The 13,555-nt window shown below is 69.3% G+C and carries 23 protein-coding genes; all 23 read right to left on the reverse strand.

The annotated features are described in order from the left end of the window. Nucleotides 1-98: 98 nt before the first annotated feature. A complete protein-coding gene (gene rpsD / locus ACERUN_RS16380; RefSeq protein ID WP_370291109.1) occupies nucleotides 99-707 on the reverse strand; it encodes a 30S ribosomal protein S4 in 609 nt (202 codons plus the stop codon). Between the two features lie 28 nt (nucleotides 708-735). Next, complete coding sequence (rpsK, locus tag ACERUN_RS16385) at nucleotides 736-1,137, reverse strand: 30S ribosomal protein S11 (RefSeq protein ID WP_134765348.1); 402 nt, start codon at nucleotides 1,135-1,137, stop codon at nucleotides 736-738. A gap of 59 nt (nucleotides 1,138-1,196) precedes the next feature. After that, a complete protein-coding gene (gene rpsM / locus ACERUN_RS16390) occupies nucleotides 1,197-1,571 on the reverse strand; it encodes a 30S ribosomal protein S13 (protein WP_136436176.1) in 375 nt (124 codons plus the stop codon). 173 nt (nucleotides 1,572-1,744) lie between these two features. Next, nucleotides 1,745-1,858 (reverse strand): 50S ribosomal protein L36, encoded by a 114-nt coding sequence (gene rpmJ, locus ACERUN_RS16395; protein ID WP_004008316.1) that lies wholly within the window; start codon nucleotides 1,856-1,858, stop codon nucleotides 1,745-1,747. Between the two features lie 43 nt (nucleotides 1,859-1,901). Then, nucleotides 1,902-2,123 carry a translation initiation factor IF-1 gene (gene infA / locus ACERUN_RS16400; RefSeq protein ID WP_370291110.1) on the reverse strand — a complete coding sequence of 74 codons (222 nt, stop codon included), beginning with the start codon at nucleotides 2,121-2,123 and terminating at the stop codon, nucleotides 1,902-1,904. A gap of 181 nt (nucleotides 2,124-2,304) precedes the next feature. Continuing rightward, nucleotides 2,305-3,360, reverse strand: coding sequence for an LLM class flavin-dependent oxidoreductase (locus ACERUN_RS16405; protein ID WP_370291111.1), 1,056 nt, complete (start codon nucleotides 3,358-3,360; stop codon nucleotides 2,305-2,307). A 55-nt stretch (nucleotides 3,361-3,415) separates the two neighbouring features. Beyond that, nucleotides 3,416-4,465, reverse strand: a complete 1,050-nt coding sequence (locus ACERUN_RS16410) for a TerC family protein (RefSeq protein ID WP_370291112.1) — start codon at nucleotides 4,463-4,465, stop codon at nucleotides 3,416-3,418. Between the two features lie 49 nt (nucleotides 4,466-4,514). Continuing rightward, the gene (locus ACERUN_RS16415) at nucleotides 4,515-5,684 is read right to left on the reverse strand and encodes an isochorismate synthase MenF (protein ID WP_370291113.1); all 1,170 of its coding nucleotides are present in this window, start codon (nucleotides 5,682-5,684) and stop codon (nucleotides 4,515-4,517) included. 59 nt (nucleotides 5,685-5,743) lie between these two features. Beyond that, the gene (gene map, locus ACERUN_RS16420) at nucleotides 5,744-6,565 is read right to left on the reverse strand and encodes a type I methionyl aminopeptidase (RefSeq protein WP_370291115.1); all 822 of its coding nucleotides are present in this window, start codon (nucleotides 6,563-6,565) and stop codon (nucleotides 5,744-5,746) included. Nucleotides 6,566-6,576: 11 nt separating this feature from the next. Further along, nucleotides 6,577-7,152 carry an adenylate kinase gene (locus ACERUN_RS16425; RefSeq protein WP_370291116.1) on the reverse strand — a complete coding sequence of 192 codons (576 nt, stop codon included), beginning with the start codon at nucleotides 7,150-7,152 and terminating at the stop codon, nucleotides 6,577-6,579. Continuing rightward, the gene (gene secY / locus ACERUN_RS16430) at nucleotides 7,149-8,459 is read right to left on the reverse strand and encodes a preprotein translocase subunit SecY (RefSeq protein WP_370291117.1); all 1,311 of its coding nucleotides are present in this window, start codon (nucleotides 8,457-8,459) and stop codon (nucleotides 7,149-7,151) included. The genes ACERUN_RS16425 and secY overlap by 4 nt, the downstream gene beginning before the upstream one ends. 227 nt (nucleotides 8,460-8,686) lie before the next feature. Next, nucleotides 8,687-9,127, reverse strand: coding sequence for a 50S ribosomal protein L15 (gene rplO / locus ACERUN_RS16435; RefSeq protein ID WP_370291118.1), 441 nt, complete (start codon nucleotides 9,125-9,127; stop codon nucleotides 8,687-8,689). A 2-nt stretch (nucleotides 9,128-9,129) separates the two neighbouring features. Continuing rightward, nucleotides 9,130-9,318: a 50S ribosomal protein L30 gene (rpmD, locus tag ACERUN_RS16440; protein WP_370291119.1), complete on the reverse strand. Its 189-nt coding sequence runs from the start codon at nucleotides 9,316-9,318 to the stop codon at nucleotides 9,130-9,132. Further along, complete coding sequence (gene rpsE / locus ACERUN_RS16445; RefSeq protein ID WP_370291120.1) at nucleotides 9,318-9,962, reverse strand: 30S ribosomal protein S5; 645 nt, start codon at nucleotides 9,960-9,962, stop codon at nucleotides 9,318-9,320. The genes rpmD and rpsE overlap by 1 nt, the downstream gene beginning before the upstream one ends. A 24-nt stretch (nucleotides 9,963-9,986) precedes the next feature. Continuing rightward, nucleotides 9,987-10,370 (reverse strand): 50S ribosomal protein L18, encoded by a 384-nt coding sequence (gene rplR / locus ACERUN_RS16450; RefSeq protein WP_370291121.1) that lies wholly within the window; start codon nucleotides 10,368-10,370, stop codon nucleotides 9,987-9,989. A 2-nt stretch (nucleotides 10,371-10,372) separates the two neighbouring features. Beyond that, a complete protein-coding gene (rplF, locus tag ACERUN_RS16455) occupies nucleotides 10,373-10,912 on the reverse strand; it encodes a 50S ribosomal protein L6 (RefSeq protein ID WP_370291122.1) in 540 nt (179 codons plus the stop codon). Between the two features lie 31 nt (nucleotides 10,913-10,943). Further along, the gene (gene rpsH / locus ACERUN_RS16460; RefSeq protein WP_370291123.1) at nucleotides 10,944-11,348 is read right to left on the reverse strand and encodes a 30S ribosomal protein S8; all 405 of its coding nucleotides are present in this window, start codon (nucleotides 11,346-11,348) and stop codon (nucleotides 10,944-10,946) included. A gap of 74 nt (nucleotides 11,349-11,422) precedes the next feature. After that, a complete protein-coding gene (locus ACERUN_RS16465) occupies nucleotides 11,423-11,608 on the reverse strand; it encodes a type Z 30S ribosomal protein S14 (protein ID WP_370291124.1) in 186 nt (61 codons plus the stop codon). A gap of 1 nt (nucleotide 11,609) precedes the next feature. Next, nucleotides 11,610-12,179 (reverse strand): 50S ribosomal protein L5, encoded by a 570-nt coding sequence (gene rplE / locus ACERUN_RS16470; protein WP_370291125.1) that lies wholly within the window; start codon nucleotides 12,177-12,179, stop codon nucleotides 11,610-11,612. A 2-nt stretch (nucleotides 12,180-12,181) separates the two neighbouring features. Further along, entirely contained in the window at nucleotides 12,182-12,574 is a 393-nt protein-coding gene (gene rplX, locus ACERUN_RS16475) for a 50S ribosomal protein L24 (protein ID WP_370291126.1), read from the reverse strand. Beyond that, nucleotides 12,574-12,942 (reverse strand): 50S ribosomal protein L14, encoded by a 369-nt coding sequence (rplN, locus tag ACERUN_RS16480; protein WP_370291127.1) that lies wholly within the window; start codon nucleotides 12,940-12,942, stop codon nucleotides 12,574-12,576. Before rplN ends, rplX begins: the two co-directional genes overlap by 1 nt. Before the next feature lie 67 nt (nucleotides 12,943-13,009). Next, nucleotides 13,010-13,285 carry a 30S ribosomal protein S17 gene (gene rpsQ, locus ACERUN_RS16485; protein ID WP_370291128.1) on the reverse strand — a complete coding sequence of 92 codons (276 nt, stop codon included), beginning with the start codon at nucleotides 13,283-13,285 and terminating at the stop codon, nucleotides 13,010-13,012. After that, entirely contained in the window at nucleotides 13,285-13,515 is a 231-nt protein-coding gene (gene rpmC, locus ACERUN_RS16490) for a 50S ribosomal protein L29 (protein WP_370291129.1), read from the reverse strand. The genes rpsQ and rpmC overlap by 1 nt, the downstream gene beginning before the upstream one ends. Nucleotides 13,516-13,555: the final 40 nt, after the last annotated feature.

Raw genomic sequence — 13,555 nt, forward strand, 5'->3', positions numbered from 1 at the left:
ATGGCGAGGTACGTGGGGCCACCGCGGGCCCCGCGCCCATCCTTGCGGACGACGCGGGGCCACGGCGATGGCTCGCCGGGGGCCGGGGCCCCCGGGGGTCACTTCTTGGAGTAGTACTCCACGATGAGCTGCTCCTGGATGGGCAGGTCGATCTGCTCGCGCACGGGCAGCTGGTGCACCAGGATGCGCATGCGGGTCGGCACGGCCTCGAGCCACGCCGGGACGATGCGCTCGCCGTGGGTCTCGCGGGCGACGATGAACGGCGTCATCTCGAGCGACTTCTGGCGCACGTCGATGATGTCGTACTGCGACACCTGGAACGAGGGGATGTCGACCTTGTGGCCGTTGACCAGGAAGTGACCGTGGGTCACGAGCTGGCGGGCGTGGCGGCGGGTGCGGGCGAAGCCGGCACGGTAGACCACGTTGTCGAGGCGGCACTCGAGCAGCTGGAGCAGGTTGTCGCCGGTCTTGCCCTGGCGACGCGCGGCCTCCTCGTAGTAGCGGTGGAACTGCTTCTCGAGGACGCCGTAGGTGAAGCGGGCCTTCTGCTTCTCCTGCAACTGGTTGCGGTACTCGCTCTCCTTGATCCGCGCGCGGCCGTGCTGGCCCGGCGGGTAGGGGCGCTTCTCGAAGGCGGCGTCGCCACCGACGAGGTCGACGCCGAGACGGCGCGACTTCTTGGTCAGAGGTCCGGTGTAACGGGCCATGTCAGTTCTCCTTCAAGTCCTGCGCGCGTCAGACGCGGCGACGCTTCGGCGGGCGGCAGCCGTTGTGCGGGGCGGGGGTCACGTCCTGGATGGTGCCGACCTCGAGGCCGATCGCACCCAGCGAGCGGATCGCCGTCTCGCGGCCCGAACCCGGGCCCTTGACGAAGACGTCGATCTTCTTCATGCCGTGCTCCATCGCCCGACGTCCGGCGGCCTCAGCGGCCATCTGCGCGGCGTACGGGGTGGACTTGCGGGAGCCCTTGAAGCCGACGGTGCCGGCGGAGGCCCACGAGATCACCGCACCGGTGGGGTCGGTGATCGTGACGATGGTGTTGTTGAACGTGCTCTTGATGTGGGCCTCGCCCTGAGCGACGTTCTTCTTCTCCTTGCGGCGCACCTTCTTGGCGGCCGCGCGAGCCTTGGGAGGCATGCATTAACTCCTTGAGAAAGCTGGTCGGTGAGGCAGTGATCGAGCCGGAGGGCTCGAGATCACTTGGCCTTCTTCTTGCCGGCAACCGTGCGCTTCGGGCCCTTGCGGGTACGAGCGTTGGTCTTGGTGCGCTGACCGCGGACCGGGAGGCCCTGGCGGTGACGGCGACCCTGGTAGCTGCCGATCTCGATCTTGCGACGGATGTCGGCCTGGACCTCACGACGGAGGTCACCCTCGATCTTGAAGTTCGCTTCGATCTCGTCGCGGAGCTTGACCAGCTCCTCGTCGCCCAGCTGGTGAACGCGGAGGTCCGGGCTGACGCCGGTGGCCTCCAGCAGCTGCTGGGCGCGGGTACGGCCGATGCCGTAGATGTAGGTGAGAGCGACCTCGATGCGCTTGTCGCGCGGCAGGTCGACTCCGACGAGGCGTGCCATGAGTGGCGTCCCTTTCGATGTGCGGCGGTGTGGTCGTGATGCGTCCGGCTTTTTCGTCACCGGCTCCGGCCATCCGCTCCGGAGGTGTTTCACCGCGGTGGGCGGCGAGTAGCGATCACGTGGTGGATGTGTTCAGTTGTGGCGACCGGACGGGCCGGTCGCGGGCGAGGACCTCAGCCCTGGCGCTGCTTGTGGCGCGGGTTCTCGCAGATCACCATGACGCGGCCGTGGCGACGGATCACCTTGCACTTGTCACAGATCGGCTTGACGCTCGGGTTGACCTTCATGTCAGCCCTTCCTTGCTAGTGGCGGGGCAAGCGAGCCGGCGGCTCACTTGTACCGGTAGACGATCCGTCCGCGCGAGAGGTCGTACGGCGAGAGCTCGACCACGACCCGGTCCTCGGGGAGGATCCGGATGTAGTGCTGGCGCATCTTCCCGCTGATGTGGGCAAGGACCTTGTGGCCGTTGCTCAGCTCCACGCGGAACATCGCGTTCGGGAGGGCCTCGACGACGGCGCCCTCCATCTCGATGACGCCTTCTTTCTTCGCCATGTCTCACAATCTGTTCGGGGACGGGGTTCGGTGCCTGACGGCTACTACCGGCGGTCCGGGAACCTCCGCGCAGGCACGCCTGCTCGGTGGACCTCGTCGAGCACGTGCACCACCGCACGCACCCACGTTGGACCGACACGCCAGTCTAGGCGTGGCCTTGACAGATCGCCCAATCGAGGGCTCACGCGGCAAGCAGGCTCAGCGTCTGCTCGCGCCCGACGGCCCGCTGGGGGTCCTCGCCGCGCAGGGCGCCCGCCACCGGGTGCACCATCACCTCGTCGACGCCGTGCGTGGCGGCGAGCTCGGCGAGCTGGGCGCGGGCGGACTCGGGGTCGCCGATCACCCAGCGGCGGCGCATCGCCTCGAGCAGGCTCGCGTGCGACTCGGGCAGGCCGGCGGCCACGATCGTCTCGGCGTCCTCGACGGTGCGCTGGGCCACCATCGGCGCGCCGGTGCGCAGCCCCAGCATCTGCAGCAGCTGCGGCAGCGCGCGACGCTCGGCCTCCTCGGCCGTGGGGGCGACCGCCACGTTCACGGTGAGCAGGGTGCGCGGCTCCCCCAGCGTGGACGACGCCCGGAACCCGTCGCGGTAGAGCGCCAGCGCCTGCGCGGTGCCCTCACCGGAGAAGTGGTGGGCGAACACGTACGGCAGACCGCGGGCGGCGGCCAGCCGCGCTGAGTAGTCGGAGGAGCCCAGCAGCCAGATCGTCGGGGTCGAGGACGCCGACGGGGTCGCGCGCAGCGGGTGCTCGCCGCCGCGCACTGCGACGGCCACGCCGGCCGGCGACATCATCGCCTCGACCTGCTCGACGTACTCGGGGAAGCGGGAGACGGCGTCGTCGTCCACGCCGCCGGCGCCGTGGCGCAGCGCCCACGAGGTGACGGGGTCGCTGCCCGGGGCGCGGCCGATGCCGAGGTCGATTCGCCCGGGGAAGGCCGCCTCGAGCAGCGCGAACTGCTCGGCCACCACCAGCGGGGCGTGGTTGGGCAGCATGACGCCGCCCGAGCCGAGGCGGATGCGCTCGGTGGCGGCCGCCAGCATGCCGATCAGCACCGGCGGGTTGGTGGCGGCGACGGCCGGCATGTTGTGGTGCTCGGCCACCCAGTAGCGGCGGTAGCCGGCACGGTCGGCCGTGCGGGCCAGCTCGCGGGCCGCGGCGAGGGCGTCGGCGCTGGTCTGGTCGCTGCGGACGGGGACGAGGTCGAGGACCGACAGGGCGGGAAGTTCAGCAGGCATCACCCGGTACAAGGCCGCGTGCGCCTCGAGCATTCCTGCCCCGGCGGCCGCGCCGTCAGCGCCAGTCGGGCCCGGGGGTGTCGTCGACGTCCTCGTTGCCGCCGGCCGCGCCCACACCGGCGTGCTCGGTGTCCTCGCCGCGCGACTTCGCGATGCTCGCCGCCGCGGTGATGATCAGCGTGACGACGATGACGCCGAGGCTGGCCAGCGAGGAGATCTCGGGCACGGCGGTGATGTGCTCGCCGCCGTTGAGGAAGGGCAGCTCGTTCTCGTGCAGGGCGTGCAGCACGAGCTTGACGCCGATGAAGGCCAGGATGAAGGCCAGGCCCAGCGAGAGGTAGACGAGCTTCTGCAGCAGGCCGCCGAGCAGGAAGTAGAGCTGGCGCAGACCCATCAGCGCGAAGACATTGGCCGCGAAGACGAGGTAGGGCTCCTGGGTGATGCCGAAGATCGCCGGGATGGAGTCGAGCGCGAACAGCAGGTCGGTGACGCCGAGAGCCAGGATCACGATGAGCATCGGCGAGACGAAGCGGGTGCCGTTCTCGGTGTACCAGAGCTTGAGGCCGTGGAAGCTCTCGCCGACGTTGAGGCGGCGGCGGGCGAACTTGACCACCGCGTTGTCCTCGGGGTGCTCGTCGTCCTCACCGCTGCGGTAGGAGCGCACGAGGGTGACGGCGGTGTAGACCAGGAACGCACCGAAGAGGTAGAAGACCCAGCTGAAGTTCTCGATGAGGGCGTAGCCCAGCGCGATGAAGATGCCGCGGAAGATGAGGGCGAGGATGATGCCCACCATCAGGGCTTCCTGCTGGTACTTGCGCGGCACGCCCAGCGCGGCCATCAAGATGATGAAGACGAAGAGGTTGTCGATCGAGAGCGAGTACTCGGTCAGCCAGCCGGTGTAGAACTCGATGCCGTAGGTCTGGCCGTGCCGCAGCCAGATGAACGCACCGAACGCGACGGCGCCGCCGATGTAGACGGCCAGGGCGGTGGCGCACTCGCGCAGGGTGGGCTCGTGGGGGTCGCGAGCGATGACCACGACGTCGAAGAGCAGCACCCCCACGGTGACGGCGATCGTGACTGCCCACTCGAGAGTGGTGACATCCATGGGAGGGGGCCTTTCGGGGCGGCGGGAGGTGGTCGGGCCCCGGCAGGCGTCAGGACGACGCGACGCCGTGGGGCGGTTCGAATCCTGTCACACGAGCCATCGTGGCCAACTTCGCGCCGGTCTCGCGCACCTCGGCCTCCGGCACCGAGCCGGCCACGATGCCGGCGCCGGCGAAGAGGCGCAGGTGGTCGTCGTCCACGACGGCGGCGCGGATGGTGACGGCGAACTCGCCGTCGCCGGCGGCGTCGACCCAGCCCACGCAGCCGGCGAACCAGTCGCGCAGGTCGCCCTCGAGCGCGGCGATCGTGGCGCTCGCGGCGGCCGCGGGCACTCCCCCGACGGCCGGGGTCGGGTGCAGCAGCTGGGCCAGGTCGAGCGCGCTCGGCCCGCCCTCGTCGCCGGCGAGGCGGGCGGTGATCGGGGTGGCGAGGTGCCAGACCGTGTCGGTGGCCAGCAGCTCGGGCTGCGCGGGCCACTCGATCTCGACACAGACGGCCTTGAGAGCGTGCACGATCGCCTCCACGACGAAGGCGTGCTCGGCGAGGTCCTTGGCCGAGTCGCGCAGCCGCGCCGCCCCTGCGGCGTCCTCCGCGGCGTCGACCGAGCGCGGGGCGGAGCCGGCCAGCGGCGTGCAGGTGATCTCGCGCCCCTGTCGGCGCACCAGCAGCTCGGGGCTGGCGCCCAGCAGCACCGCACCCGGCTCCTCCAGCTCGCGGACGTCGTGCAGCTCGTCGAGCGGCAGGCTGAACACGTAGCGGCCGGGTCGCGTGGTCAGCAGCCGGTCGATGATCTCGGCCGGCACCATGGCTGGTGTGCTGACGGCGTCGAGGCACCGCCCGAGCACGACCTTGTCGAGGGTGCCGTCGGCGATGAGGTCGAGCGCCCGCTCCACCATGCCGGCGTACTCCTCGGCGGTGGGGAACTCGGTGACCTCGAAGCTGCGCTGCACCTCCTCGTCGCGGTCAGGACGACGCAGCGCCCGCTCGCTGCCCTCGACCACGTGCGCGAGGCCGGGCGCGCCGGCGGCGAACGACAGCGCGCACAGGGCCCGCTCCCCCGGCTCGAGCGAGGCCACGACCTCGCGCGCCCACGTCGGGTCGGAGCCATCGGGCGTGATCAGCGTGGTGCGCACGCGCGAGGCCACGAACGCCTCCTCCCCGGAGGCGAACAGCAGGGGCCGCGCGGCTAGAGCAGCGGGCGTGATCGCTTCACGCGCCATGCCTCAAGGGTAGTCCGGCGTCGTTAGGGCGCAGGTCACGTCGTGGACGACGCCCGGCGTCACGCCGGCGCGCCGCACGGCACGCCGAGCGCGTCGAGTCGAGCGCGGCCGCCGTCGGGAGCGGTGAGCACCCAGGGGCCGTCGTCGGTGAGCGCGACGGTGTGCTCGAAGTGCGCGGCCCAGGTGCCGTCGGCGGTGACCACGGTCCACTCGTCGGGCGCCAGCAGAGTGTGGCGCAGACCGAGCGTGACCATCGGCTCCACCGCCAGCGCCATGCCGGCGCGCAGACGGGCGCCGCGGCGGGCCCGGCCGGTGTTGGGGACGTCGGGGTCCATGTGCAGGGCGGTGCCGATGCCGTGGCCTGTGTAGTCCTCGACGATGCCGTAGGTGCCTGAGCCACGCACCGACGACTCGACGGCGTGGGAGATGTCGCCCACGCGCTGACCGACGATCGCGGCCGCCAGCCCCTGCCAGAGGGCCGCCTCGGTGATCTCGAGCAGCCGCTGGACCTCGGGGCGGATCGCACCGACGGGCACCGTGATCGCGGCGTCGCCGTGCCAGCCGTCGACGATCGCACCGCAGTCGATCGACACGACGTCGCCCTCGACCAGGGTGCGTGCCCCGGGGATGCCGTGGACGACCTCGTCGTTGACCGAGGCGCAGATGCTGGCCGGGAACGGCGGGTCGCCGTAGCCGACGACGGACGGGATCGCGCCGAGGCCACGGATCGTGGCCTCGGCGACCGCGTCGAGATCAGCAGTGCTCACGCCGGGCCGCACGGCACGACGGGTCGCCTCGAGCGCCTCGGCCACGACCAGACCCGCCGCGCGCATGGCGACGATCTGGTCGGGGGTCTTGACCTCGATGCGGCGGTCGAACACCGGTGCCGGGATCAGCTCTGGTCGAGCTCGTCGAGCGCGGCGAAGATCCGCTGCTGGACGTCGGCGATCTCGCCCATGCCGTCGACCTCCACGACGAGCCCGCGCTCGCCGTACACCGCGATCAGCGGCTCGGTCTCCTCGCGGTAGACCTCCTGGCGCCGGCGGATGACCTCCTCGGTGTCGTCGGCGCGACCCTCGGTCTCGGCCCGCTTGAGCAGCCGGCCGACGAGGGCGTCCTGGTCGACGGTGAGCACGAGGACGGCGTCCAGCTTGTGGCCGGTGGCGTCGATCATGCCGTCGAGCTCGGTGACCTGGGCCAGGGTGCGCGGGTAGCCGTCGAGCAGGAACCCGGGCTGGGCGTCCGGCTCGGCGATGCGGTTGCGCACCATGTTGTTGGTGACCTCGTCCGGCACGTACTCGCCGGCGTCCATGTAGCGCTTGGCCTCGACGCCGAGCGGAGTGCCCTGTGCGACGTTGGCGCGGAAGATGTCGCCGGTCGAGATCGCCGGGACGCCGAAGTGGGCGGCGACGGCAGAGGCCTGCGTGCCCTTGCCGGCGCCGGGGGGGCCCATGATGAGAAGCCTCAACGGAGGAATCCTTCGTAGTTGCGCTGCTGCAGCTGGCTCTCGATCTGCTTCACCGTGTCGAGGGCGACACCCACCATGATCAGGATGGAGGTACCGCCGAACGGGAAGTTCTGGTTGGCGTCGATCAGCACGAGCGCGAGGAGTGGGACGAGCGCGATGAGACCCAGGTAGAGCGAGCCCGGCAGCGTGATGCGGGACAGGACGTAGGACAGATAGTCCTGGGTCGGCTTGCCCGCCCGGATCCCGGGGATGAAGCCGCCGTACTTCTTCATGTTGTCCGCCACCTCTTCAGGGTTGAAGGTGATCGAGACGTAGAAGTAGGTGAAGAAGATGATGAGCAGGAAGTAGGCCGCCATGTGCAGCGGGTTGCCCTGGTCGACCAGGTAGTTGTTGACGAACCGGATGATCGGGCTCGGGTCGGGGTTGTTCTGGTTGAACTGCACCACGAGCGCCGGCAGGTACAGCAGCGACGAGGCGACGATGACCGGGATGATGCCCGCCTGGTTGACCTTCAGCGGGATGTAGGTCGAGGAGCCGCCGAACATCTTGCGCCCGACCATGCGACGCGCGTACTGCACCGGGATGCGGCGCTGGGCCTGCTCGATGAAGATGACGGCCGCCATGATCACCAGCCCGACGACGATCACGCCGCCGAAGGTCCACCACCCCTTGGCGATCTTGAGCTGCCACAGCAGCGCCGGGAAGGTGGCGACGACCTGGGTGAAGATCAGGATCGACATGCCGTTGCCGACGCCGCGCTCGGTGATGAGCTCGCCGAGCCACATGATGACGGCCGTGCCGGCGGTCATGGTGACGACCATGACGAGGAAGGTCTGGGTGCCGTTGCTGTGCAGGAGGTCCTGGTCGCAGCCCTGCAGCAGCTGGCCCGAGCGCGCGAGCGCCACGATGCCGGTGGCCTGGAGCAGCGCGAGGCCGAGGGTCAGGTAGCGGGTGTACTGCGTGATCTTGGTCTGCCCCGACTGGCCCTCCTTCTTGAGGGCCTCGAGGCGCGGGATCACCACGACCAGCAGCTGCAGGATGATGCTCGCCGTGATGTACGGCATGATCCCGAGCGCGAAGATCGTGAGCTGCAGCAGCGCGCCGCCGGAGAAGAGGTTGACGAGGCTGTAGAGCCCCGCGTTGCTGCCCTCCTGGGCCGCCTGGAGGCAGCGCTCGACGTTGGCGACGTTGACGCCCGGCGCGGGGATCTGGGACCCGGCGCGGAAGATCACGATGATGCCGACGACGAACAGCAGCTTGCGCCGCAGGTCCGGGGTCCGGAAGGCGTTCACGAACGCGCTGAGCATCCGAAGGTCCTCTTTCTAGTCCTGGCTGCCTGGCGTGGCGTCGGAAGGCGGGGCAGGGAGCACCGCTGGATGACGGCCGAGAAGCCGCGGGAAGCCTAACAGGATCAGGGCCTCTCCCCCGCCGCGCGGGGGCCGTGACCACGACCCGGGGGGACGCAGAAGGGGCACCGACGGCCGGTCGGACCGGCGTCGGCGCCCCTCACTGCGTCATGGGATCTGACTGAGCCTCACAGGACCGTGACGGTCCCGCCGGCCCCCTCGATCTTCTCCTTGGCCGAGGCCGAGAAGGCCTCCGCGCTCACGGCGACCTTGACGGTCAGGTCACCCTGGCCGAGCACCTTGACCGGGTGGCCCTTGCGGACCGCGCCCTTGGCGACCAGCGTCTCCGGGGTGACGTCGCCACCCTCGGGGACCAGCGCGCTGATCTTGTCGAGGTTGACGACCTGGAAGGTCACCTTGAAGGGGTTCTTGAAGCCCTTGAGCTTCGGCAGCCGCATGTGCAGCGGCATCTGGCCACCCTCGAACGCGACCGGGACCTGGTAGCGGGCCTTCGTGCCCTTCGTACCGCGGCCGGCGGTCTTGCCCTTGGAGCCCTCACCTCGACCCACGCGGGTCTTGGCGGTCTTCGCACCCGGTGCCGGGCGCAGGTGGTGCAGCTTGAGCGTCATTGTCACTCGCCTCCGACGACCTCGACCGTCACCAGGTGACGGACGGTCTGGACCATGCCCCGGATCTCGGGACGGTCCTCCTTGATCACGACGTCGCCGATCCGCTTGAGGCCGAGGCTGCGCAGCGTCTCGCGCTGGTTGGCCTTGGCGCCGATCTTCGACTTGGTCTGCTGGACCTTCAGCTGTGCCATCAGACGGTCACCGCCTCGGCGGCGGCCGACTTCGCGGCAGCGCGCTCGGCCTCGCCCTCGGCCTTGGCCTTGAGCAGCGCCGCCGGGGCGACGTCCTCGACCGGGAGACCGCGGCGCGCGGCCACCGACTCCGGCTGCTCGAGCAGCTGGAGCGCGGCGACGGTCGCGTGCACGATGTTGATCTGGTTCGACGAGCCCAGCGACTTGCTGAGGACGTCGTGGATGCCGGCGCACTCGAGCACCGCGCGCACCGGGCCGCCGGCGATCACACCGGTACCGGGGGCGGCGGGGCGCAGGAAGACCACACCGGCGGCCTTCTCACCCTGGACGGGGTGCGGGATCGTGCCCTGGACGCGGGGGACGCGGAAGAAGTTCTTCTTCGCCTCCTCCACACCCTTGGCGATCGCCGCGGGCACCTCCTTGGCCTTGCCGTAGCCGACGCCGACCAGGCCGTCGCCGTCACCGACGATGACGAGGGCGGTGAAGCTGAAGCGACGACCGCCCTTCACGACCTTGGCGACGCGGTTGATCGCGACGACGCGCTCGACGTACTGGTTCTTGTCGGCGCCGCCACGGCCGCCGTCACGACCGCCACGGCCGCCACGGTCGCCGCCCGAACGCTGTCCGCGCTGGGGTCCGCTCATGATTTCTCCTCAGTCCTGTTCGCGTCAGAAGGTCAGGCCGCCCTCGCGGGCGCCGTCCGCCAGGGCCGCGATGCGACCGTGATACTTGTTGCCAGCGCGGTCGAAGACGACCGCCTCCACGCCGTGCTCCTTGGCGCGGGCGGCGACGAGCTCGCCGACCTTCTTGGCCTTGGCCGTCTTGTCGCCGTCGAGGGCGCGCAGGTCGCCTTCGAGCGTCGAGGCCGACACCAGGGTCTTGCCCACGAGGTCGTCGACGACCTGCGCGGTGATGTGCTTGCTCGACCGGGTGACCACCAGGCGCGGACGCTCGGCGGTGCCGGAGATCTTCTTGCGGCCCCGGACCTGGCGGCGCAGCTTGGAGCTGGCGCGCTGGGAGAGGTTCCGCTGGTACTTGAGAGTGATCGCCATGGTCACTTACCAGCCTTTCCGACCTTGCGACGGACGTGCTCGCCGGCGTAGCGAACACCCTTGCCCTTGTACGGCTCGGGCTTGCGGAGCTTGCGGATGTTGGCGGCGACCTCGCCGACCAGCTGCTTGTCGATGCCGACGACACCGAGCTTGGTCGGACCCTCGACGGTGAAGGTGATGCCCTCCGGCGCGTCGAAGATGATCGGGTGCGAGTAGCCGAGCTGGAACTCCAGCTGCGTGGGGCCCTTGGGCAGCACGCGGTAACCGACGCCCACGATCTCGAGCTTCTTCTCGTAGCCCTCGGTGACACCCACGACCATGTTGTTGATCAGGGTGCGGCTGAGGCCGTGGAGCGACTTCGAGACGCGCTCGTCGTCGGGACGCTTGACGTCGAGGACGCCATCGTTCTGCTCGACCGTGATCGGGGGGACGACCGTGTGCGACAGGGTGCCCTTGGGGCCCTTGACGGTGACGGTGGCGCCGTCGATCGAGACGTCGACACCGGCCGGGACCGGGACGGGGAGCTTGCCGATTCGCGACATGTTCTTCTCTCTCCTTCCTAGCGGTTCCGGGTCACCAGACGTAGGCGAGGACTTCCCCACCCACGCCCTTCTGGTTCGCCTGGCGGTCGGTCAGCAGGCCCTGGCTGGTGGAGATGATCGCCACGCCGAGGCCGCCGAGCACCTTGGGCAGGCCCGTGTGCTTGGCGTAGACCCGCAGACCGGGCTTGCTGATGCGGCGCACGCCGGCGATCGAGCGCTCACGGTTGCGGCCGTACTTCAGGGTGATCGTGAGCAGCTTGCCGACGCCGTTCTCGTTGTCGGCCACGCTGAACGAGGTGATGTAGCCCTCCTGCTTGAGGATCTCGGCCACACCCTCCTTCAGCTTGCTGTAGGGCATGGTCACCGCGTCGTGGTACGCCTGGTTGGCGTTGCGCAGACGCGTGAGCATGTCTGCGATCGGGTCAGTCATCGTCATGATGTGTTTCCTTCTGCTGTGGTTTCCACCCGCTCAGCGGCGGGTGGACCTGCAACGGGTTCGGGGTGATCAGCTCACCAAGAGGACTTGGTGACGCCGGGCAGCTCGCCGCGGTGAGCCATCTCGCGCAGGCAGATCCGGCACAGGCCGAACTTGCGGTACACGGCCTTCGGACGGCCGCAGCGCTGGCAGCGCGTGTAGCCACGCACCGCGTACTTCGGCTTGCGAGCAGCCTTGACCTTCAGAGCGGTCTTCGCCATGTCAGTTCTCCTTGAACGGGAAGCCGAGCTGCTTCAGCAGCGCGCGCCCCTGCTCGTCGTTGGTGGCCGTGGTGACGATGGTGATGTCCATGCCCCGCTGACGGTCGACCTTGTCCTGGTCGATCTCGTGGAACATGACCTGCTCGGTCAGGCCGAAGGTGTAGTTGCCGCGGCCGTCGAACTGCTTCGGCGACAGGCCGCGGAAGTCGCGGATGCGGGGCAGGGCCAGCGACAGCAGACGGTCGAGGAACTCCCACATGCGGTCGCCGCGCAGCGTGACGTGCGTGCCGATCGGCATGCCCTCGCGCAGCTTGAACTGCGCGATCGACTTGCGGGCCTTGGTGACGGCCGGCTTCTGGCCGGTGATCGCGGTGAGGTCGCGGATCGCGCCCTCGATCAGCTTGGAGTCGCGAGCGGCCTCGCCGACACCCATGTTGACCACGATCTTCACCAGGCCGGGGACCTGCATGACGTTGGCGATCTCGAACTCGTCACGAAGGGCGGGGAGGATCTCCTCGCGGTACTTCGTCTTGAGACGCGGGGTCACCTTCTCGATGGTGGACTCGCTCATGCTCAGATCTCCTTCCCGGTCTTGCGCGAGATGCGGACGCTGCGGGTGGAGGAGTACTCCGAGCCGTCGGGGCGACGCTTGGTGACCTCGACGCGCTTGTGGCCCACGCGGGTGACGCCGTCACCCTCGACCAGCATCACGTTCGAGACGTGGATGGGGCCCTCGCTGGTGATGATGCCGCCGGTGTTGCCGGCACCGCGGTCGACGACCTTGGTGTGGCGCTTGATCAGGTTGACGCCCTCGACGATGACGCGCTCGTCCTCGCGGATGACCTTGATGACCTTGCCGGTGGCACCCTTGTCGGAGCCGGCGATCACCTTGACGGTGTCGCCCTTCTTGACGTGCAGGTTCGGCTTCTTGCGGACCTGCTCGGACTTCTTACGAGCGGCAGCCATCACAGCACCTCCGGCGCGAGCGAGATGATCTTCATGAACTTCTTCTCCCGCAGCTCACGGCCCACGGGGCCGAAGATGCGGGTGCCGCGGGGCTCGCCGTCGTTCTTGAGGATCACCGCCGCGTTCTCGTCGAAGCGGATGTAGGAACCGTCGGGACGACGGCGCTCCTTGACCGTGCGCACGACGACCGCCTTGACGACGTCGCCCTTCTTCACGTTGCCGCCGGGAATGGCGTCCTGGACGGTGGCGACGATGACGTCGCCGATCCCGGCGTAGCGTCGACCCGAGCCGCCGAGCACACGGATGCAGAGGATCTCCTTGGCACCGGTGTTGTCGGCGACCTTGAGTCGCGACTCCTGCTGAATCATCGATTTCTCCTGGTTGTCGTGCCGGTTCTCGCCTCACCCACTGTGGGCGAGCCTGGCCGAACGGGATTTACTTCGCGCGCTCGAGGATCTCCACCACGCGCCAGCGCTTGGTGGCCGAGAGCGGGCGGGTCTCCATGATGAGGACGCGGTCGCCCACGCCGCACTCGTTCTGCTCGTCGTGAGCCTTGAGGCGGGTGTTGCGACGCATGACCTTGCCGTAGAGGGCGTGCTTGACGCGGTCCTCCACGGAGACGACCACGGTCTTGTCCATCTTGTCGCTGACCACGAGACCCTCGCGGGTCTTGCGGGCGTTGCGCTGGACGGTCTGGTTGGACTCGCTCATCAGTTCTCCTCCTCGGCACCCGGGGCCGTGCGGATGCCGAGCTCGCGCTCGCGCACCACGGTGTAGATCCGGGCGATGTCCTTCTTGACCGTGCGCAGGCGACCGTGGCTCTCGAGCTGGCCGGTCGCGGCCTGGAAGCGCAGGTTGAACAGCTCCTCCTTGGCCTCGCGCAGCTTGGCCTCGAGGTCGACGTCGTTGAGCTCGTCGAGCTCGTGGGCGAGGTTCGCCATCAGAACTCACCGGCCTCTCGGGTGATGAAGCGGCACTTCA

This window comes from Nocardioides sp., from assembly GCF_964229035.1.
Taxonomy (GTDB): domain Bacteria; phylum Actinomycetota; class Actinomycetes; order Propionibacteriales; family Nocardioidaceae; genus Nocardioides.